Genomic DNA, 23,738 nt, shown 5'->3' with positions numbered 1-23,738 from the left:
ACTCCGCATCCGCAACAAGTTCACCACGGCACCGCACACGCGGTGCCGTTTTGCGTTGTGCGCACCGTGCCAACTGTCCGCAAGCCCGCATGCACCGCGGACAGCGTGAAATCGCACTTCACATCGTTCAAGCCGGACTCTATCGCGTTGCCTCCAAAACCACGTTCAACGCGTGTTTTCTAGGGGAATTCCCGACACACCCCCACCAATTCCCTACCCCTTGTACACATGGCAGTCACGTGCCTGAGACCCGGCTTTACCGGCCAGCCCGGCTTGCCTCAATACAGCAGTTCTAACGCCGTTATCTGACCGACGCATCACACAAGGCATGACGTGCGACGCACTGCTCCAGCACTGCATCGCATGCCAGTCCACCTAACGGCACATTCGCTCAGGTCACTCCATGAATTCCTTTCTGCACCGCTTCAACGTCGGCAAGCGCCTCTCCCTGGCCTTCGGCGTCTTGATCCTTCTGTCCTGCGCGCTGGTGGCCGCCGGCCTGTACACGCTCAGCCAGGCGCGTGAGCGCCTGGATACCATCGTCAACCGCAACATGGCGATGATCCAGTACGCCACCGACATGCTGGACGCCAATGCCACCATCTCGTTGAATCTGCGCAACATCGTGCTGCCGACCACTGCCGAGCAGAATCGCCAGTTCGGCGAAGTGATCGACGCCCAGCGCATCCGCTACAAGGAACTGCGCGAGAAGCTCTACGCGTTTCCCGCCGACGCGCACGACCAGCAATTGCGCAACGCGCTGGATCTGACCCGCGAGCAGGCGCTGGCGCATAACCAGCAGGTGCGCGAACTGGGCACGGCCGGCAAGGTCGACCAGGCCATGCCGATCCTGCTCGAACGCGCCGCACCGGCCACCCAGCGCTGGCAGGATGCGATCCGCACCTACTCGGACGCGCAGCGCAAGAGCAGCCAGCTGGCCTACGACCAGGCCAATGCCTCGATGGCGCGTGGCCGCGCCATGCTGATCGGCGGCGGCCTGGCCGTGGTGCTGCTGAGCGCCCTGCTGGCCTGGACGATCACCCACAGCCTCACCGGCCCGTTGAACCGCGCCACGCGCGCCGCCGAGGCGATCGCCGACGGCCGGCTCGACAACCAAGTGCACAGCGAGGCCAGCGACGAAACCGGCCGCCTGCTGCAGGCAATGGACAAGATGCAGTCGCAGGTGCGCAACCTGATCACCGCGCAGCTGGACATGGCCAAGCGCCACGACAACGGCCAGATCAGCTTCCGCATGGATGCCGACGCGTTCCCGGGCGACTACGGCCGCATGGCCGGCGATACCAACGCCCTGGTCGACAGCCACGTCCAGGTCACGCTGCGTCTTGCGCAGATCATGGGCCGCTACGCCATCGGCGACCTCAGCGAGGACATGGACGCGCTGCCCGGCGAAAAGGCCAGGCTGACCGACACCATGGCGCAGGTGAAAACCAACCTGGCCTCGATGAATCAGCAGATCAAGCAGCTGGCCCAGTCCGCTGCCGACGGCGACTTCGGCGCACGCGGCGATGCGGCGCAGTTCCAGTTCGATTTCCGCGTCATGGTCGAGAGCCTCAACCAGTTGATGGCCACCGCCGATGGCAGCCTGCAGTCGTTGTCGGGCATCCTGCGTGCGATTGCGGCGGGCGACCTGACTGCGCGCATGGACGGCGAGTTCAAGGGTGTGTTCGCACAGATGCGCGACGACGCCAACGCAACGGCGACCCAGTTGTCCGGCATCGTCGGGCATATCCAGCACTCGGCCACCTCGATCAATGCCGCCGCCAGCGAGATCGCTGCCGGCAATCAGGACCTGTCGCAGCGCACCGAGCAGCAGGCCGCCAACCTCGAGGAAACCGCTGCCTCGATGGAAGAACTCACCTCCACCGTGCGCCAGAATGCCGAAAGCGCACGCCAGGCCAACCAACTCGCCATCGGCGCCGCCAGTGTGGCCTCGCAGGGTGGCGAGGTGGTCAGCAAGGTGGTCGACACCATGAGCGGCATCGAGGCCTCGTCCAAGCGCATTGCCGACATCATCAGCGTCATCGACGGCATCTCGTTCCAGACCAACATCCTGGCCCTGAATGCCGCCGTGGAAGCGGCGCGTGCCGGCGACCAGGGCCGCGGCTTTGCGGTGGTCGCCTCCGAGGTGCGTACCCTGGCACAGCGTTCGTCGGCAGCGGCCAAGGAGATCAAGAGCCTGATCGACGACTCCGTGCAGCGGGTGGCCGACGGTTCGCAGCTGGTGGACCAAGCCGGCAAGACCATGGCCGAGATCGTCGCCAGCGTGCAGCGTGTCACCAACATCATGGGCGAGATCTCCGCCGCCTCGCAGGAACAGTCGGCCGGCATCGAACAGGTCAACCAGACCGTCACCCACATGGACGAAGCCACCCAGCAGAACGCCGCGCTGGTGGAAGAAGCCACCGCCGCTGCCCGCGCGATGGAAGAACAGGCCCAGCAGCTCACCGAGGCGGTGGCCGTGTTCAAGATCGTCGAGCAGGGCCCGGCCGCACGTCAGCCCGCGTCGATGGTCGCTGCGCCGGTCAATGCACGCTTTGCCGCCCGCCCGGCCGCACGTGCCGGCAGCAACGCAGCGCCACGCCGCAGCACCGCGGGCACGGCCACAGCGGCAGCCACGGCAGGTCCCAGCGACTGGCAGGAGTTCTGAGCCCCACCGCAACGCGTCACACCCGCAATCTCCAGAAACACCATTCGAGCGTAGTTTGATTCGGTTACGAATCTTGAGGGCCGCTTCCTAGCGAGGGAAGCGGCCCTTTTTTTGTTTTGGGCATCGGTCGACATCCGCCGGCGGGAGTCAGACGGAGCGTCATATTTCATCAAAAACTAACAATCACCACAGTGCGGCAACCGCCCAATCCGGCAAGCGAACTGGAAAATTGTGCGGATTTCGACACAAACCATCAATTAATTGCATAAACGGCCGCTATCGACTTCACGCATCCGTAACGCCCTCCCCCGGGCAAGGTCGATCCCTCATGCACTCCTTCAACCGCCTGTCCGTCGGCACCCGGCTGTCCGCGCTGCTGACGTTGGTGATTGCGCTCTCCCTCGGCCTGCTGGCCCTGACCATCTACCGCCAGTCCGCCGACGACATCGAATCCCAGGTCAAGGCCGAGCTGCGCTCCAGCACCCGGTTGATGCAGCAGTCGGTGGCGATGTACGACGTCACCCTGACCGAGGGCACCCAGCGCCTGGGCAGCGTATTCGAGACCATGCTCCCCAGCGGCGAGCGCACTCTCGACACCGCCAGCACCGTCGCCATCGGCGCGCAGCAGACGCCGTCGCTGCGGGCCGGCAAGCAGGCATTGAATCTCAACTTCGACGCGGTGGATCGCTTTGCGCAGACCGCCGGCGGGGTCGCCACGATCTTCGCGCGCACCGGTGACGACTTCGTGCGCATCACCACCTCGCTGCGCAACAAGCAGAATGAGCGCGTGATAGGCACCCTGCTCGACCGCAAGGGCAAGGCCTACGCTGCGCTGTCGCAAGGCAAGGCCTTCACCGGCCAGGCGCAGCTGTTCGGCGAGCAGTACATGACCCATTACCAGCCGCTGCGCAATGCCGCCGGCGAGGTGATCGGCGCACTGTTCGTCGGGCGCAACTACACCCAGGGCCTAGCCGCGCTGAAGGCGCAGGTCAGCACCACCAAGCTGGGCCAGGACGGTTATTTCCTCATCGTCGACATGGCGCCGGGCGAGCACCAGGGCCAGGTCATCGCCGCACCGCCGGGCACACCGGCCACGCTGGCGGCGCTGGTGCCGGGCAAGCAGCAATCGCTGCTGCAGTCGGTGCTGGACGGCAAGCAGCCCAGCGCCAACCTGCAGTTGCGCGATGCCCAGGGCAACGCCCAGGCCTTCGAAGTCACCGCCCAGCGCTACGCGCCGTGGCAGTGGGCGGTGATCGGCACCCAGCCGCGCAGCGCCATCGACGGCCCGCTGGACGAGCTGATGGGCAGCATGCTGCTGTTCTCGCTGGTGGTGCTGGGCCTGTGCATTGCAGTGGTCTTCATCGCCGCGCGCAAGATGGTCACCCGCCCGCTGCTGGCGGTGGAACGCGTACTCGGCGATGTGGCTGCCGGGCGCCTGGACAACCCGATCGAGATCGACCGCCACGACGAACTCGGTCGCCTGCTGCTCAATGCACGCGCCATGCGCGACGACCTGCGCGCGCGGCTGCAACGCGATCAGCTGATCGCCAGCGAAGCGCTGCGCGTGCGCACCGCGCTGGACGATGTCAGCACCAACGTGATGATCGCCGATGCCGATCGCCGCATCATCTACGTCAACCGCCCGCTGCAACGCATGCTCAAGAGCGTGCAGGACGAACTGCGCCGCGACCTGCCCAACTTCGATGCCGATGCGCTGATCGATGCCAGCATCGACCAGTTCCATCGCAAGCCCGAACACCAGGCACGCATGCTCGACCAGCTCACCGGCACGCACACCGCGCAGATCCATGTCGGTGGCCGCACCATGCGGCTGGTGGTCAACCCGGTGCTGGGCGCGGCCGGCGAGCGCATGGGCTTTGTGGTCGAGTGGGCCGACCGCACCCAGGAAGTCCAGGTGGAACAGGAGGTCGCACGCATCGTGCAGGCCGCCGCTGCCGGCGACCTGAGCGAGCGCGTCGGCCTGGAAGGCAAGCAAGGCTTCCTGCTGCTGCTCGCCCAGCAACTCAACGCGCTGCTGGACAACAATGCGGACGGGCTGTCGCGCGTGTCCGCCCTGCTCTCTGCGTTGTCGCAGGGCGATCTGACCGCGCGCATGGACGGCGACCTGCAAGGCGTGTTCGCCACCATCCGCGATGATGCCAATGCCACTGCCGACCAGCTGGCCGGCATCGTGCGCCGGATCAAGGACTCCTCGCTGGCGATCAACTCGGCCGCCACCGAGATCGCCACCGGCAATGGCGACCTGTCGCGTCGCACCGAACAGCAGGCCGCGGCCCTGGAAGAAACCGCCGCCTCGATGGAGGAGCTCACCGCCACCGTCAAGCAGAATGCCGACAACGCCGACCAGGCCAATCGGCTGGTGCTGGACGCCGCCGGCGTGGCGGCCCAGGGCGGCGATGTGGTCGGCCGCGTGGTCACCACCATGGCCGACATCGATACCTCGTCCAAGAAGATCGCCGAGATCATCGGCGTCATCGACGGCATCGCCTTCCAGACCAATATCCTGGCCTTGAACGCGGCAGTGGAAGCCGCGCGCGCCGGCGAACAGGGACGCGGCTTCGCCGTGGTCGCCTCGGAAGTACGTACGCTCGCACAGCGTTCCGCCGGCGCAGCCAAGGAGATCAAGCACCTGATCCAGGACTCGGTCACCCGCATCGGCAACGGCGCCGCACTGGCGTCCGAAGCCGGCAGCACCATGCAGCAGGTGGTCAGCTCGGTGCAGCGCGTCACCGACATCATGAGCGAGATCACCAGCGCCTCGCGCGAGCAGGCCGCCGGCATCACCCAGGTCAACCAGACCGTCACCCAGATGGACGAAACCACCCAGCAGAACGCCGCGCTGGTGGAAGAAGCCACCGCGGCTGCACGCGCGATGGAAGACCAGGCTGCGCAACTGGTGGATGCAGTGGCTGTGTTCCGCCTGGAACAGCAGGACCAACTGAACACCTTGCTGGCCAACGCACGCCACGCCTACACCTGATGCGACAGACGACGACGCGCCCATCGAATATGTAAGTCGAGGGCGCGATGCCCTCGCCGCTTGAGGGACAGGCCGTTAATCCGTCAGTCGAGACTGCGTCGCGTCGTTTAGACGCGATCCGCTGATTGAATCAAAAGCTCAGTGAGTCGAGTGCGCGGTGCCCTCACCGTTCGCGGGACACGCCGTGGATCCGTCCATGGAGGCTCCTTGGCGGCATCCATGCCGCCAAGGGTCCCGCAACCGGCAAGTACACCGCACCAGACAGTTGGTCGGCTGCTTTCTTGAAAGCTTATTGCTCGGCTTGCGATGGGAAGATTTTCGGACGCACGAGGATCCGAACAACGCGCATCAAGCACAGCTCTTGCCGTGCACAGCGACCATCTCCACTGGTCCTTGCCCGCCCACCGTCGCGGGACCTTACGCGGCAGGGATGCCGCGTAAGAGCCTACAAGGACGTACTTGCGGCGTGTCCTGCGATGGTGGGCGGGCAAGGGCCCTGCAGCAAAGTCGCAGATCACCCGCTCTGCGACTTATATATCTGCACTACCCAAGTCCATCGAAACAAAGCAACTAAAAAAGAGGCCTGGAACCGCGCAAACCGACCATTTCCACTGGTCCTTGCCCGCCCACCGTCGCGGGACCTTACGCGGCATGGATGCCGCGTAAGAGCCTACACGGACGTACTTGCGGCGTGTCCCGCGATGGTGGGCGGGCAAGGACCCTGCAGCCAAGCGGCAGGACCACGCGCTCTACACTTGATCCATGTGCACTATCCAGCCACTGGGAACAGAACACCCAAAGCAACCAACGCTTCATGCAATAGTTTTTGTCAGCTGCTCTTAAAGATTTCGTTTTGCCGCCGATATCAAGGCGACGCCGGGACAACCGTTCCGGCGCCTTCCCGCATCCACAGTGCCTGTGCCCATGTCCCAAGGCGATACCTCAGAGCTGGACCACGATGCCGACCACCTTGCCGAAGGTGACGAGCGCTATCTGCTGCGCAACAAACGGCAGATCCGTGGCCTGCTGCGCCAGTTGCTCGACCAGCGCGCCATCGTGACCATGCATGTGGCCGGGCGCGACATGGCCGTGCCCACCGCCGTGCTCGAGGTGGACGAAGACGACGACTGCGTGATTCTGGACGGCAGCCACAACGAAGCCTCCAACCGCGCCATCCAGGACGCCAAGTACCTGCTGTGCTATGCGCAGCTGGAACGGGTCAATATCCGCTTCCGCCTGGAAACGCCCGAGCGGCTGGAGCGCGACATCCACGTTGCCTTCCGCGCCGAGCTGCCCGAGGCGATGTATCACCTGCAGCGTCGCGAGTCATACCGGCTGGAAACGCCGATCACCGACTCGCCCGTCTGCATCATTCGCCAGGATGAAGCACAGGGCGGCAATCTCAACCTGCAGCTGCGCGTGATCGATATCAGCAGCGGTGGCCTGGCGGTCTCGCTCACCGATGGCATGCCCCTGCTCGAACCGCAGCGCACCTACCGCAACTGCACGCTGCAGTTGCCCGACACCGCGCCGATCACCCTGCCGCTAACGGTGTGCAGCCAATACAAGCAAACCCTGCCCAACGGCAGCGAAGGTTTCCGCGTCGGCATGCAGTTCAGCGACCTGCCACGCGGCGCCGACGAGACCATCCAGCGCTATATCTTCCGGGTCGACCGCCAGCGCAATGCGCGCAAGAGCGGCGTGTTCTGAACCCACCCGCACCAGCCACGGCGCGCGGCTAAAGTTGCCCTGCGCTGCGCCGATGTTGCTAGGGCAATCCTCATCCGCATGCTTTTCCTATAGCTGCAATCCGACACTCAGCCGCAACGCCCGGAGTTTCCATGAACGACAAAAGCACGACCACCGGCACCGGTGGTGAATTCCTCAGCTTCGCCTTGGGCGAAGAACACTACGGCGTGGACATCCTGAAGGTGCAGGAAATCCGTGGCTACGATTCGGTCACCCGCCTGCCCGACGCACCGGACTACATCAAGGGTGTGATCAACCTGCGCGGCACCATCGTGCCGGTGATCGACCTGCGCCTGAAGCTGCGCCTGAAAGAAGCGCGCTACGACGCCTTCACCGTGATGATCGTGCTCAACGTCGAAGACCGCGTGGTCGGCATCGTGGTGGACAGCGTCTCGGACGTGATTCCGCTCAACGACGACCAGATCCGCCCCACCCCCGAATTTGGCGCCTCGGTCGACACCCGCTTCATCTCGGGCATCGGCACCCAGGACGATCGCATGCTGATCCTGCTGGATATCGAGACCCTGCTGGACAGCACCGAGCTCGGTCAGCAGCAGCTGGCCGAAGAAGCGGCCTGATTCAGACCATCTGGTGTCGGGAGCTTCCCGACACGAGACGCACAACGAAGTTGAAGTGAGATAGAAATCACGTTTTTCGGATTCAAGTTGAACGGCGGCTAGCCGATAGCTGAATAGAAGCCCGCGTACACAAACGGGTCACCGTTCGACTTTTGATTCTGGAGAATCCCAATGAAGTTCCTGCTCTCGCTCCTCCCCGTCGCTGCTCTCGTGATCGTTGCTCCCACGCTGTCGGCTCAGTCGCAGGAAATGATTCCGCCGGAAATGGCGACCCGTTTCGTCGGCAAGGACGGCATGGTGTGCGGCAAGGTCGAAAAGGCCAAGTACGCCCAGAGCTCGGAAGGTGAACCCACCTTCCTGTACATGGGCGGCATGTTCCCGCGTCACACCTTCTCGGCCCGCATCGACGGCGCCAACCGCGGCAAGTTCAGCTTTGCCCCGGAAAGCCTGGAAGGCAAGGACGTCTGTGTGCTCGGCAAGATCCAGCGCGACAGCTCGCGTGCCGAAATCGAAGTCAGCTCGCCGGCCAGCCTGAAGCTGGCCACCATCAAGTAATCGCCCACAGATCGCCACGCCCTCGCGCGTGGCGATCTGCTGTTTGCGGTTATGCGCACTGACTTCTATCGGGGAATCGTGTCAATGCAATGGATCAACAATCTGAAATTGATGCCCAAGCTGATGCTGGCGTTCGGCATCGTGCTGCTGATCATGCTGGTGCAGGGCATCATCGCCTATGCCGGCCTGGCGTCGCTCAATAACGTCACCCGCGATCTGGCCGGCAATACCATGTCCAGCGTGCGCGAAGCAGGCGACCTGCGCGGCATGCTCGGCGAATATCGAAATGCGTCTTATCAGAATCTGGTGCGCGCCAGCGACTCGGTCAAGCAGGAAGCCAAGGTCCGCGCCAAGCGGCTCCATGGCGAAATCGAAGCCACGATCAAGGGCTACCCCCGCCTGATCGAGAGCCCGCAGCAGAAGAAGTTGTTCGACGTGTTCGTGGCGGACTGGAAGAAGGCAGCGGCCTCCTACGCCAGCGTCGACGAAATGGTCGAGCTCAATCTGCCCGACGATGCCGTCGACACCTTTGTCGGCGAGACCCGCACCCTGCACAACAAGGCCAAGGATTCGCTGGCCGCGTTGATCGTCGAAGACAACAAGTTGGCGCAGGCTGCCAAGAGCAAGGCCGAAAAAGTCCATGCCACCTCGGTCTCGCTGACCGTGATGGTGCTGTTGATCGGCATCGCCGGCGGCCTGGGCCTGGCATTCCTGTTCGCACGTTCCATCGTCAAGAGCATGCGCGGCGCCGTTTCCACCGCCACCGAAATCGCCAGCGGCAAGCTGGATGGCCAGATCAATGTGCAGGGCCAGGACGAAGTGGGCGAACTGATGCGCTCCATGCACCGCATGCAGCGCGACCTGAAGGAACGCATCGAACGCGATCAGAAGATTGCCGACGAAAACCTGCGCATCCGTACCGCGCTGGACAAATCGTCCACCAGCACCTTCATCACCAACGCCGATCGGGTCATGATCTACGCCAACGAGGCGTTCATGAAGCTGGTCACGCATTACGAAGGCAGCATTCGTCTGTCCTCGCCCGATTTTGAAGCCGGCAAGATCATCGGCCAGCACATCAGCTACCTCGGCCTGCCCGAAACGACCGTGCGCAAGGCCATCGCAGCACTGGAACGCGACGGCATCACCAGCTTCGAAGAGCGCTACGGCGAGTTTGTGATGATGCAGACCGTCACCGTCATCAAGAACGAGCAGGGCGAAAGCACCGGCGATGTCTGCGAATGGCGCGACCGCACCATCGAAGTCCAGGTTGAAGAGGAAGTCGCCCGCATCGTGCGTGCCGCCGCCAGCGGCGACATGAGCGGCCGGGTGGAAACCGACGGCAAGCAGGGCTTCTTCCTGCAGCTGGCCCAGCAGCTCAACGGCCTGCTGGATGCCAACGCTGGCAGCCTGGAGCAGATCTCCGCACTGCTGTCGGCGCTATCGCGCGGCGACCTGACCGTGCGCATGCATGGCGAATTCAGCGGCGTGTTCGCCCAGATGCGCGACGATGCCAATGCCACCGCCGAGCAGCTGGCCGACATCGTCGGGCGCATCAAGGTCTCGTCCACCGCGATCAACTCGGCGGCCGGCGAGATTGCCTCCGGCAACAGCGACCTGTCGCATCGTACCGAGCAGCAGGCCGCCAACCTGGAAGAAACCGCTGCCTCGATGGAGGAGCTCACCTCCACCGTCCGGCAGAACGCCGAAAGCGCCCGTCAGGCCAACCAGCTGGCCATCGGCGCCACCGGCGTGGCCTCGCAGGGCGGCGACGTGGTCTCGCAGGTGGTCACCACCATGTCGGGCATCGAAGCCTCGTCCAAGAAGATTGCCGACATCATCTCGGTGATCGACGGCATCGCGTTCCAGACCAACATCCTGGCCTTGAACGCAGCGGTGGAAGCCGCCCGTGCCGGCGAACAGGGTCGCGGCTTTGCCGTGGTCGCCTCGGAAGTACGCACGCTGGCACAGCGTTCGGCCGGTGCGGCCAAGGAGATCAAGGGCTTGATCGACGACTCCGTGCACAAGGTGGCCGAGGGTTCGGCACTGGTGCGCAAGGCCGGTGCGACCATGGCCGAGATCGTGGCCAGCGTGCAGCGCGTGACCGACATCATGGGCGAGATCTCCGCCGCCTCGCAGGAACAGTCGGCCGGCATCGAGCAGGTCAACCAGACCATCACCCAGATGGACGAAACCACCCAGCAGAACGCCGCCCTGGTGGAAGAAGCCACTGCGGCCGCACGCTCGATGGAAGAGCAGGCCGGCCACCTGGCAGAAGCGGTGTCGGTGTTCAAGCTGGACGAGCCGGCCGCCCAGGCCTCCCCGGCCGCGCGCGTGCGCGCGGTCGCCTCGCGCCCGGTGGCGGTGAAGTCCGCAGCCAAGCCGGCGGCGCGCGCAGCGGCCACCTCGTCACGGCCGGCCAAGCCGCAGGCCGCGTTGGCCGACGGTAACTGGCAAGAGTTCTGATCCACCGTTGTCCCCCACAAAGCCCCGGCACTGCCGGGGCTTTGTGTATCTGCGCTCGGCGCAGCGCGCACTGCCCCGCCGCCGGGTGCGATCGCACCGCCCACACCGCGCCGGGCACCGTCAGCAGACCCGACTGTCTGCAATACGTGATTGGTGCTTCAGTTGCATGACCACGTGGCCGATATCCAGTCATAGCTAACGACGCGCATGGATATGACGACCACCTCGACTTCCGCTTCAGACACACGCGAATTTGATTTTGGCGACCGCGATTTCAAGCGCGTCTGCGACCTGATCTATCAGCGTGTCGGCATCGCCCTGGCTCCGGCCAAGCGCGACATGGTGTATGGCCGGTTGTCGCGTCGTCTTCGCGTGCTCGGCCTGCGCTCCTTCCGTGACTACCTGGACCAGCTGGAAGCAGGCAACGACGAAGAGGAATGGCAGGCGTTCACCAACGCGCTGACCACCAATCTGACCTCGTTCTTCCGCGAGCCGCACCACTTCGACAAGCTGCGCGAAGAACTGCAAAAGCGCGCCTCGCAGGCGCCGTTGAAGATCTGGTCGTGCGCGGCCTCGACCGGCGAGGAGCCCTACTCCATCGCCATCACCGCCTGCGAAGCCTTCGGCACCTTGACCCCGCCGGTCAGCATCGTCGCCACCGACGTCGACACCCAGGTGCTGGAAACCGCCTCGCGCGGCGTCTACGCCATCGACCGCGTCGCCTCGCTGGACGCATCGATCAAGCGCAAGTACTTCCAGCGCGGCAGCGGTCCCAACGAAGGCAAGTGCCGGGTCATCCCGGCGTTGCGCCAACTCATCGAATACCGCCAGCTGAACCTGCTGGCACCGCGTTACGATGTCGGCGGCCCGTACGCGGCGCTGTTCTGCCGCAACGTGATGATCTATTTCGACAAGCCGACCCAGCGCGGCATCCTGTCGCGGCTGGTCAGCCATATGGGCGACGATGGTCTGCTCTACACCGGGCATTCGGAGAACTACCTGCACGCGGCCGATCTGATCCAGCCGTGCGGGCGCACGCTGTATCGGCGCAGCCCGCGCGCGGGAGCGTCTGCATGAGTACCGCCGTGCAGGTCGACGATGTCATGCGCTACCGCGATTCGCGGTTCCAGACCATCACCGCCAAGCTGCTGCCCACCCAGTACCTGGTGGTCGACGACGACACCGCGTTGACGACCACCTTGGGATCGTGCGTTGCCGCCTGCCTGCGCGACCCGGTCCTGAAGATCGGCGGCATGAATCACTTCCTGTTGCCGGAGGGCCAGGTCGGCGATGGCGCACCCGCGCGTTACGGCAGTTATGCGATGGAGTTGCTGATCAACGACATGCTCAAGCGCGGCGCGCATCGCAAACGCATCGAAGCCAAGGTCTTCGGTGGCGCCAACGTGCTCAAGGGCTTCACCAGCAACCCGGTCGGCACCCGCAACGCCGAGTTCGTGCGCCAGTATCTGCAGGCCGAACACATTCCCATCATTGCCGAAGATCTGTGCGGCATCCATCCGCGCAAGGTGTGGTTCTTCCCGACGACCGGACGCGTGGTCGTGCAGCGTTTGCCGCATGCACACGAAGCCGAAGTCGCCGCCGCCGAATCGGCCGTGCGCGCCCGTCTGTCCAAAGCACCGGTTACCGGTGGAGTGGAGTTGTTCGAATGACGCTGGAAACTCCTGTGCGTGTATTGATCGTCGACGACTCGGCGGTCGTACGCCAGATGCTGACCGAAATCCTCTCGCGCGATGCCGGCATCGAGGTGATCGGCTCGGCCGCCGACCCGATCCTGGCGCGCGAAAAGATCAAACGCCTCAATCCGGACGTGATCACGCTGGATGTGGAAATGCCGCGCATGGACGGCCTGGTGTTTCTGGAAAACCTGATGCGCCTGCGCCCCACCCCGGTGGTGATGATTTCGTCGCTGACCGAGCGTGGCGCCGACACCACCTTGCAGGCCCTGTCGCTGGGTGCGGTGGATTTCGTCTCCAAGCCCAAGATCGACGTCGCACGCGGGCTGGAAGGCTACGCGGAAGAGATCGTCAGCAAGGTCAAGATGGCCTCCAAGGCCAAGGTCAGCGCGCTCAATCGTCCCAGCGCGCCCAAGGTCACCCTGGACATGCAGTCCGCCCCGGTACCCGGCAGCGCGCTGCGCTTCCGCACCACCGACCGCCTGATCGCCATCGGCGCCTCCGCCGGCGGCACCGAAGCCCTGCGCGTGGTGCTCGAACACATGCCTGCCGATGCCCCGGCGGTGGTGATGACCCAGCATCTGCCGGCTAGCTTCAGCACCGCCTTCGCCGAGCGCCTCAATCGCCACTCGGCGATGTCGGTGCGCGAGGCCAGCGATGGCGAGGCGATCCTGCCGGGCCACGCCTACCTGCCGCCGGGCGGCCAGCACTTGCGCATCATCCGCGACGGTGCGCGCTGGCGCTGCCGCATCGACGACGGCCCGCCGGTCAATCGCCACAAGCCGGCGGTGGACGTGCTGTTCCGCTCCGTCGCCGCCAACGCCGGCCCGAATGCGGTCGGCGCCATCCTCACCGGCATGGGTGACGACGGTGCACGCGGCCTGCTGGAAATGCTGCAGGCCGGCGCGCCCACGCTGGTGCAGGACGAAGCCAGCAGCGTGGTGTGGGGCATGCCCGGCGCCGCCTACAAGCTCGGTGCCGCGCAGGAAGTGGTGCCGCTGAACCGCGTTGCCGAGCGCCTGATCGCGCTGTCGGCACAGGCACGCTGATCCGGCATGATGGCCCGTCCCCCGCATCCGACCCAACAGGCGGCGGCTCCCGGCATTACGGGAACCGCCTCGCTGGCGACGGCGGATGCGCCGGCAGATCACGCGCCCGCCCCCGGGATGATCAAGCCCGGCCCGCTCACCGCGGGCATAACCAGGCCCGACGAACATCCCGACGTCACGCGCTCACGCCTGCTGGCCGAAGCGCTGGACGGCAGCAGCAGTGCGATCCTGATCTGCGATCTGCAATCGCGCCTGCTCTACGCAAATGAGGGCTTCCAGCGCATGTTCGGCTACACCGAAGCCGAACTGGTGGGCAAGCGTCCGTCGGACGTGCTCACCCGCGCGCAAAGCGGCCAGGAAGAAGTGGCGCGCATCCGCGACCGCGCCGACGCGTTGCAGCAGACCCAGGCCGACCTGCTGGTGTACCGCAAGGACGGCACGCCGCTGTGGATCTCGCTCAACTTCAATCCGATCTACGACGCCCGGCATCTGCCATCGCATTACGTGGCGGTGCTGACCGACATCACCGACACCAAGATGCATGAGGTGCTGCAGCACCGCGTGCTCGAGGCCCTGGTCCAGGAGCGGCCGCTGATCGAGGTGATGACGCTGATCTGCACCGAGGTCGAGCGCATCGCACCGGACGTGCTGGCCACGGTCATGAGCGCGGACAATCAGGGCTGCCTGCATTCGCTGGCCGCACCGAGCCTGCCGCCGGAATACGCCGATGCGGTCAACGGCTTGAAGATCGCGCCGGGTGCAGGCGCCTGCGGCACGGCCGCCTGGCGCGGCCGCCCGGTGATGGTGGAAGACATCGCCACCGACCCGCTGTTTGCGCAATTCCGCGAACTCTTGCTACCGATGGGCTTGCGCGCGTGCTGGAGCACGCCGATCCGCTCCAACAGCGCACGCGTGCTCGGTACCTTCGCGCTGTACTACCGCAAGGCGCAGCGTGCCGATGCCTGGCACGTGCGCCTCACCGATCTGTGCCAGCAGCTGTGCACGCTGGCGCTGGAACGCGAACAGATCCGCCAACGCGTGCATCAACTCGCGTTCTACGATGCGCTGACCGGCCTGCCCAACCGCATCATGTTCAGCGCACGCGCCGAGCAAGCCCTGACGCAAGCCGAATACGCCGGCGAACCGGCCACGTTGATGTTCATCAACATCGACCGCTTCAAGTTGATCAACGACAGCCAGGGCCATGCCGCCGGCGACGGCCTGTTGCGCGACATCGCCTTGCGCATCGGCGAACAGCTGACCGCCACCGCCATGCTGGCGCGCCTGGCTGGCGACGAATTCGCACTCGCGCTGCCGCAATGCAGCGCCGAGCAGGCCAGTGCCGCCGCAGAACGCGTGCTGGGCACCATTGCCAGGCCGCTGCCGGTTGGGCACATGACCGTGCATCCCTCGGCCAGTATCGGCGTGGCGATGTTTCCCGAGGATGGGCGCGACATCAACATCCTGCTGCGGCATGCCGATCTGGCCATGAATCGCGCCAAGCAGGAAGGCGGTGGGCGGTTCCGCTTCTTCAGTTCCGACATGAACCGCATGGCGCAGGAGCGCGTGGCGCTGGAAGCGGAGCTGCGCCAGGCGATCGGCCGCGATCAGCTGCAACTGCACTATCAACCGCAGTTGCACAGCGCTGCACCGCACGCGCTGTACGGCGTGGAAGCGCTGTTGCGCTGGAATCATCCGCAAATGGGCGCCATTTCGCCGGCGCGGTTTCTGCCCGTGGCCGAAGAACAAGGCATGATGCCGCAGCTCAACGACTGGGTGCTGCGCAGCGCCTGCCGGCAGATCGCCGATTGGCGCAAGCGTGGCGTGCCGGTGTCGCGCGTGTCGGTGAACCTGTCGGCGAGCAGCTTCGAAAGCCCGCGCATGCTCAGCGACCTGTTGCGCCTGATCGCCGACATGGGCGCGCAGCCCTCCGACCTCACGCTGGAAATGACCGAGAGCGTGATGCTCTCCGGGCAACCCGGCGTCCTGGAAAACCTGCACGCCATCCGCGAAGCCGGCATCTCGTTGTCGCTGGACGACTTCGGCACCGGCTACTCCAGCCTGAGCCACCTGCATCGCCTGCCGATCGACGAGCTCAAGCTGGACATGAGCTTCGTGCGCGACATCGAACACAGCGAAGACGCCCGCGCCCTCACCACCTCGGTGCTGCGCATCGGCGAGCATCTGCGCAAGCACGTGGTTGCCGAAGGCGTGGAAAACGAAGCCCAACGCCTGTTCCTCGCCGACCTCGGCTGCGAAGTGCTGCAGGGCTATCTATTTTCGCGGCCGTTGCCGGCAGCGGCACTGGAAGCCTGGCTGGGCGCGCAGCCTTAGAGCGGCTCACGACACTACGTCGTGGTTTGGCAGGCTATTCTCATAGCGTTTTTACGCACGCATCAGCAGGTCGAGGCAACCTGCCAGACGGCAAAGCACCTGATCTGGTGCTTCGGTGCAGGGTCCTTGCCCGCCCACCCTCGCGGGACACGCCGCAAGTACGTCCTTGTAGGCTCTTACGCGGCATCCATGCCGCGTAAGGTCCCGCGACGGTGAGCGGGCAAAGACCAAGTGAGGTGGTCGGTGCTCATGGTTGCAAGCAGCGCCAAGTGGGGTGGCCGGTGCTTATGGTTGCAAGCAACGCACGATGTCGTTCTGATCGCCAGATCAGCAGCACATCATGAGAGCGGTGCCTGTGCCTGAGCGCTGCCTTCAAGCGCGCGTCTTTCCATCCGCGTCGAATCCGATGCCACGGTGCGCTTCAACCAACCCAGCAACTGCGCGGTGACGAACGCCGGATTCTCCAGCGATGCGATATGTCCGGCATCGGGAATCAGCTCGTAGTCGCAACCGATCACCTCGGCCATCAACCACAATTCTTCCGGCGGCCGCGGAATATCGTCTGCGCCACCGAGCAGGAAGGTGCTGGCCGGATTCAGCGCGGACATTGCCTCCAGGCGATCCGCGCGCCCGAAGATCAGCCGGCCCAGCGGCACGATGGATGTACGCAACTGCTCGGCCGACATCGCCGCCAGACGCTGCGCAAACGCAGCCGGCAGCGCGGACTTCAGATCGATGCCGGGGCGGAAAAAGATCGGCACGATCGCCTCGATCAACGCAGGCGTCACCTGCCCGGCCGCTTCGATCGCATCGAGCAGACCGAAATAACGCGTTTGCGTGGCCTGCGGCTCGGCACCCAGGAAGGTATCCATCAGCACCAGGCTGCGCACGCGCTGCGGTGCCAGCAATGCCAGCTCGGCGCCCCACATGCCGCCGACCGACAGGCCGACCACCGCGCATTGCGGCAGTTCCAGCGCATCCAGCAACAGCAGCATCTGCTTGGCAAGATCGCCAACCGTCTGTGTGCCCGCTGGCAGTGCTGCTGATTGCCCGTGCCCCCACAACTCGGGAACGATGACCCGATAGTGCTGCGAAAGCGCCTGGATCTGCGGCTCCCACATGGCCGCGTCCCAGAGATAACTGTGGCCAAGCAACACCGGAAACCCTTGACCGTATTGTGCGTAGTGCAGCGTTTGACCAGCGATCGTGCAAGTGGGCATTGGAGATCAATCAGAGCGATGGGAGCGGCGCCACTCTAGACCCGCCGACTTCAGATTTTTGTTGCAATGCGATAGCCGAGTTAACTGCGATTGCCTTAACTCCCGACATCACGCAGCTAAAACGAAGTCATCGCCCGAATAACGAAAAACGCCCGGCATTGCCGGGCGTCTTCGAACAGGTGATCAAGCAGCTGGATCAGGCAGCGACGGTGTCGGCCACGTCCTGATATTCCTGGATCTGATCGAAGTTCATGTAGCGGTAGATCTGATCGCCACTGGTCTTGATCACGCCCACATCGGCCATGTACTCGTCCTTGGTCGGGATGCGGCCCAGACGCGAGCAGATCGCAGCCAGTTCCGCCGAACCCAGGTACACGTTGGTGTTGCGGCCCAGACGATTCGGGAAGTTACGCGTGGAGGTGGAGAACACCGTGGCGCCCTCGCGTGCCTGCGCCTGGTTGCCCATGCACAGCGAGCAGCCCGGCATTTCCATACGCGCGCCGGCAGCGCCGAAGGTGCCGTAATGGCCTTCCTTGGTCAGCTCGGAGGCGTCCATCTTGGTCGGCGGTGCAACCCACAGACGGGTCGGGATATCGCGCTTGCCTTCCAGCAACTTGGCAGCGGCACGGAAGTGACCGATGTTGGTCATGCACGAACCGATGAACACCTCGTCGATCGCCGCACCGGCCACGTCGGACAGCGTCTTGACGTCGTCCGGGTCGTTCGGGCACGCCACGATCGGCTCGTGGATGTCGGCCAGGTCGATCTCGATGACGGCGGCATATTCGGCGTCGGCATCGGGCTGCAGCAGCTGCGGATCGGCCAGCCACTCTTCCATCTTCTTGATGCGGCGGCCCAGCGTGCGCGCATCGGCATAGCCTTCGGCAATCATCCAGCGCAGCAGGGTGATGTTGCTGGTCAGGTATTCGATGATTGGCGCCTTGTCCAGGTGCACGGTGCAACCGGCCGCCGAACGCTCGGCCGAGGCATCGGACAGCTCGAACGCCTGTTCCACCTTCAGGTTCGGCAGGCCTTCGATTTCCAGGATGCGGCCGGAGAAGATGTTCTTCTTGCCCTGCTTGGCCACGGTCAGCAGACCGTCCTTGATCGCGTACAGCGGGATCGCGTTGACCAGGTCACGCAAGGTCACACCCGGCTGCATCTCACCCTTGAAGCGCACCAGCACGCTCTCGGGCATGTCCAGCGGCATCACGCCGGTGGCGGCGGCGAAGGCCACCAGGCCGGAGCCGGCCGGGAACGAAATGCCGATCGGGAAACGCGTGTGCGAGTCGCCACCGGTACCGACGGTGTCGGGCAGCAGCATGCGATTGAGCCAGCTGTGGATCACGCCGTCGCCCGGACGCAGCGACACGCCGCCTCGGGTGGAGATGAACTCCGGCAAGGTGTGGTGGGTCTTGACGTCGACCGGCTTCGGATAAGCGGCGGTGTGGCAGAACGACTGCATCACCAGGTCGGCCGAGAAGCCCAGGCAAGCCAGGTCCTTGAGCTCATCGCGGGTCATCGGGCCGGTGGTGTCCTGCGAGCCCACCGAGGTCATCTTCGGTTCGCAATAGGTGCCCGGGCGCATGCCCTGGCCTTCCGGCAAGCCGCAGGCGCGGCCGACCATCTTCTGCGCCAGCGAGAAGCCCTTGCCGGTGTCCGGCGGGTCCATCGGCAGGCGGAACAGGTCCGAGGCCGGCAGGCCCAGGAACTCGCGCGCCTTGGCGGTCAGGCCGCGGCCAACGATCAGAGGAATGCGGCCACCGGCGCGCACTTCGTCGAACAGCACATCCGACTTCATCGCGAACTCGGCGATCACCTGCCCGTTCTTCAGCGCCTTGCCGTCATACGGACGCAGCTCGACCACATCGCCGTGCTCCATCTGCGACACGTCCAGCTCGATCGGCAACGCGCCGGCGTCTTCCATCGTGTTGTAGAAGATCGGGGCGATCTTGCTGCCCAGGCACACGCCGCCGAAGCGCTTGTTCGGAATGAACGGGATGTCCTCGCCGGTCCACCACAGCACCGAGTTGGTCGCCGACTTGCGCGAGGAACCGGTACCGACCACATCGCCCACGTAGGCGACCAGATGACCCTTGTCCTTGAGATCGGCGATGGCCTGGATCGGGCCGCGCTTGCCGTCTTCTTCCGGCTCGAAGGCCGCGCCGTCGCGCTTGTTCTTCAGCATCGCCAGCGCGTGCAGCGGGATGTCCGGGCGCGTGGTGGCATCCGGGGCCGGCGACAGGTCGTCGGTGTTGGTCTCGCCCGGCACCTTGAACACGGTGACGGTCATGCTCTGCGGCACTTCCGGCTTGCTGGTGAACCACTCGGCATCGGCCCAGCTCTGCAGCACCGCCTTCGCATGCGCATTACCGGCTTCGGCCTTTTCCTGCACGTCGTGGAAGGCGTCGAACACCAGCAAGGTGTGCTTGAGCGCTTCGGCGGCGGTGGCGCCCAGCTCGGCGTTGTCGAGCAGGTCGATCAGCGGCTGGATGTTGTAGCCACCCAGCATGGTGCCGAGCAGCTCGGTTGCACACGTGGGGCTGATCAGCGCGGTTTTCTCGGTGCCGAAGGCCACCGCAGCCAGGTACGAAGCCTTGACCTTGGCGGCATCGTCGACGCCGGCCGGCACGCGCTGGCTGAGCAGCTCGACCAGGAATTCTTCTTCGCCCGCCGGCGGAGCCTTCAGCAGCTCGATGACCTCGGCGGTCTGCTGCGCGGTCAGCGGCAGCGGCGGGATACCGAGCGCGGCGCGCTCTGCAACGTGGTGGCGGTAGGCTTCCAACATGCGGATTCTCCGAAAGACAGCAGTGAATGTGTAGACGCGAAACGTGGATCAGCTTGCGGGTTTGGGAACAACGATCTTCAAACCCTTGAAGTAGTCGCGGAAAAAGCCCTCGTCGCGGGTGATCAACCCGTCGCACTGGAGCATCGCGTGGGCGCCGATCAGGAAATCGGCCACCACCCGCTCGCGCTTGCCGCCGCGCGCGCGGAAGCGCTTGTTCATATGGCCGGCGCGTACCGCCGCCGCTTCCTGGGTGGCTTCGTAACGCACCCCGATCGAGGCCAGGGTTTCCATCAGGTCGACCTGGGTATCGAGCATGGCCAGCACCTCGGCCACCACCGCATCGCAGACCACCACTTCGTCGCGCGCCAGCGCATCGCCGATGCAGATCTCCGACACCTCGCCGTAGACCGCATCGCCGACCAGGATGTCGAGCAGCACCGAGGAATCCAGGGCAATCATGGGTCGAACGGATCCCCGGGGGCGCGGCCGCGGATGGCGCGCATCGCCTCGTCGGTGCTGGTCAGCCCGTCGACCAGCTTGAACTTGCCGCGCACCTTGCGCAGCGCCTGGCTGACGTCCTTGCGCAGGATGATGCGCCCGCCGTCGAGCTCGATCTTGAGCGTGGTGCCCTTGGTCAGGCCCAGGGCATCGCGCACGGCCTTGGGCAGCGTGATCTGCCCGCGTTCGGCAACTGTGGCTTCCATGGAGGTGGCCCCGGCAGAAAGTATGCGCCGATTTTACATACTTGACTTGTCGTACTCAAGGCCACATACCCTGTCCTGCAACCGAACGTACACACTGAATTGGTCACACTGTTCCAAACAGACCTACAGCCTGCAGCCATAGGAGTGATGCATGAGCGATTCCTTTTCCACCCGCACCTCGCTTGAGGTCCACGGCAAGCGCTACGAGTACTACAGCCTGCCGAAGCTGGGCGAGCGCTTCGATATCGGCCACCTGCCCTATTCGATGAAGATCCTGCTGGAGAACCTGCTCCGGCACGAGGACGGCGGTGTCACCGTCGGCAAGGACCATATCGAAGCGGTCGCCAAGTGGGACCCCAAGGCCGAGCCCGATATCGAAATCGCCTTCATGCCCGCCCGCGTGGTGCTGCAGGACTTCACCGGCGTGCCATGCGTGGTCGACCTGGCCGCGATGCGCGATGCCGTGGTCAAGCTCGGCGGCAACGCCGACCAGATCAACCCGCAGATCCCCTCCGAGCTGGTCATCGACCACTCGGTGCAGGTGGACGTATTCGGCTCGGCCGATGCGCTCGACCTCAACGGCAAGATCGAGTTCCAGCGCAACCAGGAACGCTACGGCTTCCTGCGCTGGGGCCAGAAGGCGTTCGAAAACTTCAAGGTGGTGCCGCCCAACACCGGCATCGTCCACCAGGTGAACCTGGAAAATCTGGCGCGCGTGGTGATGAGCGAGGACAAGGACGGAACACAGATCGCCTACCCGGACACCGTGTTCGGCACCGACAGCCACACCACCATGATCAACGGCATCGGCGTGTTGGGCTGGGGCGTGGGCGGCATCGAGGCCGAAGCCGCAATGCTGGGGCAGCCCTCGTCCATGCTGATTCCGCAGGTGGTCGGCTTCAAGCTCAGCGGCAAGCTGCCCGAAGGCGCCACCGCCACCGATCTGGTGCTCACCGTCACCCAGATGCTGCGCAAGGCCGGTGTGGTCGGCAAGTTCGTCGAGTTCTACGGCGAAGGCCTGCAGCATCTGCCGCTGGCCGACCGCGCCACCATCGGCAACATGGCACCGGAATACGGCGCCACCTGTGGCATCTTCCCGGTCGACGACGAATCGCTGACCTATCTGCGCCTGTCCGGCCGCAGCGAGGAGCAGATCGCGCTGGTCGAGGCCTATGCCAAGGCGCAGGGCCTGTGGCACGACGCCAACACCCCGCCGGCGCAGTACAGCGCCACACTGGAGCTGGACATGGGCGAGGTCAAGCCGTCGCTGGCCGGCCCCAAGCGCCCGCAGGACCGCGTGCTGCTGGAAGACATGCAGTCCAACTTCCGCGAGAGCCTCAAGCCGTTCGTGGATGCGCGCAGCAAGCGCCTGACCGATATCAAGCAGGAAGACCGCCTGAAGAACGAAGGCGGCGGCGGCACCGCGGTCGGCGCCAAGGCAGCGCAAGCCGAGAGTTCCACCGACAGCGGTGCCGGCTGGCAGCTGCGCGACGGCTCGGTGGTGATCGCCGCGATCACCTCCTGCACCAACACCTCCAACCCGGCAGTGATGCTGGGCGCCGGCCTGCTCGCGCGTAACGCGGCTGCCAAGGGGCTGAAGGCGCAGCCGTGGGTGAAGACCTCGCTCGGGCCGGGCTCGCGCGTAGTCACCGATTACCTGAGCAAGGCCGGCGTGCTCGCCGATCTTGAAACGCTCGGTTTCTACGTGGTCGGCTATGGCTGCACCACCTGCATCGGCAACTCCGGCCCACTGCCGGACGATGTGTCTGCGGCGATCGCCAAGGACGACCTGGTGGTGTCTTCGGTGTTGTCGGGCAACCGCAACTTCGAAGGCCGCGTGCATCCCGAAGTGAAGATGAACTACCTCGCCTCGCCGCCGCTGGTGGTGGCGTACGCGATCGCCGGCACCACCGACATCAACCTCACCACCGATCCGCTGGGCACCGGTAGCGACGGGCAGCCGGTGTATCTGCGCGATATCTGGCCGAGCAACAAGGAAATCGGCGACACCATCGCCGCCACCGTCGGCCCGGAAATGTTCAAGCAGAACTACGCCGACGTGTTCAAGGGCGACAGCCGCTGGAACACCATCGCCTCCCCGGATGGTGCGCTGTACGAATGGGACGCAGCCTCGACCTACATCAAGAACCCGCCCTACTTCGACGGCATGACCATGCAGGTCGGCCACGTCGAGGACGTGCACGGTGCGCGCATCATGGGCCTGTTCGGCGACTCGATCACCACCGACCACATCTCGCCGGCCGGCAACATAAAGAAGGATTCGCCGGCGGGCCGCTTCCTGCAGGAACGCGGCGTGCAACCGGCCGACTTCAACAGCTACGGCAGCCGCCGCGGCAATGACGACGTGATGGTGCGCGGTACCTTCGCCAACATCCGCATCAAGAACCTGATGTTCGGTGGCGAAGAAGGCGGCAACACGCTGTACTACGGAAAGGACGGCGCGGCGCCGGAAAAACTGGCGATCTACGATGCGGCAGTGAAGTACAAGGCCGACGGCGTGCCGCTGGTGGTGTTGGCCGGCAAGGAATACGGCACCGGCTCCTCGCGCGACTGGGCGGCCAAGGGCACCAACCTGCTCGGCGTCAAGGCGGTGATCGCCGAGAGCTTCGAGCGTATCCACCGCTCCAACCTGGTCGGCATGGGCGTGCTGCCGCTGCAGTTCCTGGAGAACGAAAACGCGCAGACGCTGGGCCTGGATGGTTCGGAAGTGCTGGACATCACCGGCCTGCAGGACGGCGCCAGCCGCCGTGCCACCGTGGATGCCAGAAAGTCCGACGGCAGCGTCAAGCAGTTCCAGGTCAAGGTGCTACTGCTAACGCCCAAGGAAGTGGAGTACTTCAAGCACGGCGGCCTGCTGCAGTACGTGCTGCGCCAACTGGCCGCACGCAAGGCGGCCTGATCGCAAGGCGCG

15 protein-coding genes are annotated in these 23,738 nt (G+C 64.8%); 11 read left to right on the top strand and 4 right to left on the bottom strand.

Annotation, left to right across the window (positions count from 1 at the left end; all coding sequences use genetic code 11):
• The first annotated feature begins 403 nt into the window (after positions 1–403).
• The 10 genes from KHN93_RS10205 (at position 404) to KHN93_RS10160 (ending at position 16,094) form a co-directional block, all read left to right on the top strand.
• Positions 404–2,668, top strand: coding sequence for a methyl-accepting chemotaxis protein (locus KHN93_RS10205; protein WP_212579525.1), 2,265 nt, complete (start codon positions 404–406; stop codon positions 2,666–2,668).
• A gap of 328 nt (positions 2,669–2,996) precedes the next feature.
• Positions 2,997–5,669, top strand: a complete 2,673-nt coding sequence (locus KHN93_RS10200; RefSeq protein ID WP_212579524.1) for a methyl-accepting chemotaxis protein — start codon at positions 2,997–2,999, stop codon at positions 5,667–5,669.
• 924 nt (positions 5,670–6,593) lie between these two features.
• On the top strand, positions 6,594–7,379 hold the full coding sequence (locus tag KHN93_RS10195; RefSeq protein ID WP_016904901.1) for a flagellar brake protein: 786 nt from the start codon (positions 6,594–6,596) through the stop codon (positions 7,377–7,379).
• Between the two features lie 131 nt (positions 7,380–7,510).
• Entirely contained in the window at positions 7,511–7,996 is a 486-nt protein-coding gene (locus KHN93_RS10190; RefSeq protein ID WP_016904902.1) for a chemotaxis protein CheW, read from the top strand.
• Between the two features lie 171 nt (positions 7,997–8,167).
• The gene (locus tag KHN93_RS10185) at positions 8,168–8,551 is read left to right on the top strand and encodes a hypothetical protein (protein WP_005993867.1); all 384 of its coding nucleotides are present in this window, start codon (positions 8,168–8,170) and stop codon (positions 8,549–8,551) included.
• An 84-nt stretch (positions 8,552–8,635) separates the two neighbouring features.
• Entirely contained in the window at positions 8,636–11,017 is a 2,382-nt protein-coding gene (locus KHN93_RS10180) for a methyl-accepting chemotaxis protein (RefSeq protein ID WP_212579523.1), read from the top strand.
• 207 nt (positions 11,018–11,224) lie between these two features.
• A complete protein-coding gene (locus KHN93_RS10175; RefSeq protein WP_024937700.1) occupies positions 11,225–12,094 on the top strand; it encodes a CheR family methyltransferase in 870 nt (289 codons plus the stop codon).
• Positions 12,091–12,687, top strand: a complete 597-nt coding sequence (gene cheD, locus KHN93_RS10170) for a chemoreceptor glutamine deamidase CheD (RefSeq protein ID WP_024937701.1) — start codon at positions 12,091–12,093, stop codon at positions 12,685–12,687. Before KHN93_RS10175 ends, cheD begins: the two co-directional genes overlap by 4 nt.
• Complete coding sequence (locus KHN93_RS10165) at positions 12,684–13,760, top strand: protein-glutamate methylesterase/protein-glutamine glutaminase (protein ID WP_024937702.1); 1,077 nt, start codon at positions 12,684–12,686, stop codon at positions 13,758–13,760. Before cheD ends, KHN93_RS10165 begins: the two co-directional genes overlap by 4 nt.
• Before the next feature lie 6 nt (positions 13,761–13,766).
• On the top strand, positions 13,767–16,094 hold the full coding sequence (locus KHN93_RS10160; RefSeq protein ID WP_212579522.1) for a sensor domain-containing protein: 2,328 nt from the start codon (positions 13,767–13,769) through the stop codon (positions 16,092–16,094).
• Positions 16,095–16,432: 338 nt separating this feature from the next.
• On the opposite strand, the gene KHN93_RS10155 is transcribed toward KHN93_RS10160, so the two are convergent.
• The 4 genes from KHN93_RS10155 to KHN93_RS10140 form a co-directional block, all read right to left on the bottom strand.
• Positions 16,433–17,314, bottom strand: a complete 882-nt coding sequence (locus tag KHN93_RS10155; RefSeq protein WP_230582105.1) for an alpha/beta fold hydrolase — start codon at positions 17,312–17,314, stop codon at positions 16,433–16,435.
• Between the two features lie 196 nt (positions 17,315–17,510).
• Positions 17,511–20,102 (bottom strand): bifunctional aconitate hydratase 2/2-methylisocitrate dehydratase, encoded by a 2,592-nt coding sequence (gene acnB / locus KHN93_RS10150; RefSeq protein WP_212579521.1) that lies wholly within the window; start codon positions 20,100–20,102, stop codon positions 17,511–17,513.
• A 48-nt stretch (positions 20,103–20,150) separates the two neighbouring features.
• The gene (locus tag KHN93_RS10145) at positions 20,151–20,561 is read right to left on the bottom strand and encodes a type II toxin-antitoxin system VapC family toxin (RefSeq protein WP_039515076.1); all 411 of its coding nucleotides are present in this window, start codon (positions 20,559–20,561) and stop codon (positions 20,151–20,153) included.
• Positions 20,558–20,806, bottom strand: coding sequence for an AbrB/MazE/SpoVT family DNA-binding domain-containing protein (locus KHN93_RS10140; RefSeq protein WP_212579520.1), 249 nt, complete (start codon positions 20,804–20,806; stop codon positions 20,558–20,560). Before KHN93_RS10140 ends, KHN93_RS10145 begins: the two co-directional genes overlap by 4 nt.
• A gap of 151 nt (positions 20,807–20,957) precedes the next feature.
• Here KHN93_RS10140 and acnA point away from each other — a divergent pair, with 151 nt between their 5' ends.
• Complete coding sequence (acnA, locus tag KHN93_RS10135; RefSeq protein WP_104559299.1) at positions 20,958–23,726, top strand: aconitate hydratase AcnA; 2,769 nt, start codon at positions 20,958–20,960, stop codon at positions 23,724–23,726.
• Positions 23,727–23,738: the final 12 nt, after the last annotated feature.

Origin of the sequence: Xanthomonas arboricola pv. juglandis, from assembly GCF_905367715.1 — a bacterium.
Classification (GTDB): Bacteria; Pseudomonadota; Gammaproteobacteria; order Xanthomonadales; family Xanthomonadaceae; genus Xanthomonas; species Xanthomonas arboricola.
Note: the sequence above shows the minus strand (reverse complement) of the source record. Positions and strands in the feature narration are given on the sequence as shown.

What these genes read in the sequence shown, in the direction of transcription:
- KHN93_RS10205 (WP_212579525.1), top strand. Translation starts at nt 404, where the DNA reads ATGAATTCCTTTCTGCACCGCTTCAACGTCGGCAAGCGCCTCTCCCTG.
- KHN93_RS10200 (WP_212579524.1), top strand. Translation starts at nt 2,997, where the DNA reads ATGCACTCCTTCAACCGCCTGTCCGTCGGCACCCGGCTGTCCGCGCTG.
- KHN93_RS10195 (WP_016904901.1), top strand. Translation starts at nt 6,594, where the DNA reads ATGTCCCAAGGCGATACCTCAGAGCTGGACCACGATGCCGACCACCTT.
- KHN93_RS10190 (WP_016904902.1), top strand. Translation starts at nt 7,511, where the DNA reads ATGAACGACAAAAGCACGACCACCGGCACCGGTGGTGAATTCCTCAGC.
- KHN93_RS10185 (WP_005993867.1), top strand. Translation starts at nt 8,168, where the DNA reads ATGAAGTTCCTGCTCTCGCTCCTCCCCGTCGCTGCTCTCGTGATCGTT.
- KHN93_RS10180 (WP_212579523.1), top strand. Translation starts at nt 8,636, where the DNA reads ATGCAATGGATCAACAATCTGAAATTGATGCCCAAGCTGATGCTGGCG.
- KHN93_RS10175 (WP_024937700.1), top strand. Translation starts at nt 11,225, where the DNA reads ATGGATATGACGACCACCTCGACTTCCGCTTCAGACACACGCGAATTT.
- cheD (WP_024937701.1), top strand. Translation starts at nt 12,091, where the DNA reads ATGAGTACCGCCGTGCAGGTCGACGATGTCATGCGCTACCGCGATTCG.
- KHN93_RS10165 (WP_024937702.1), top strand. Translation starts at nt 12,684, where the DNA reads ATGACGCTGGAAACTCCTGTGCGTGTATTGATCGTCGACGACTCGGCG.
- KHN93_RS10160 (WP_212579522.1), top strand. Translation starts at nt 13,767, where the DNA reads ATGATGGCCCGTCCCCCGCATCCGACCCAACAGGCGGCGGCTCCCGGC.
- KHN93_RS10155 (WP_230582105.1), bottom strand. Translation starts at nt 17,314, where the DNA reads ATGCCCACTTGCACGATCGCTGGTCAAACGCTGCACTACGCACAATAC.
- acnB (WP_212579521.1), bottom strand. Translation starts at nt 20,102, where the DNA reads ATGTTGGAAGCCTACCGCCACCACGTTGCAGAGCGCGCCGCGCTCGGT.
- KHN93_RS10145 (WP_039515076.1), bottom strand. Translation starts at nt 20,561, where the DNA reads ATGATTGCCCTGGATTCCTCGGTGCTGCTCGACATCCTGGTCGGCGAT.
- KHN93_RS10140 (WP_212579520.1), bottom strand. Translation starts at nt 20,806, where the DNA reads ATGGAAGCCACAGTTGCCGAACGCGGGCAGATCACGCTGCCCAAGGCC.
- acnA (WP_104559299.1), top strand. Translation starts at nt 20,958, where the DNA reads ATGAGCGATTCCTTTTCCACCCGCACCTCGCTTGAGGTCCACGGCAAG.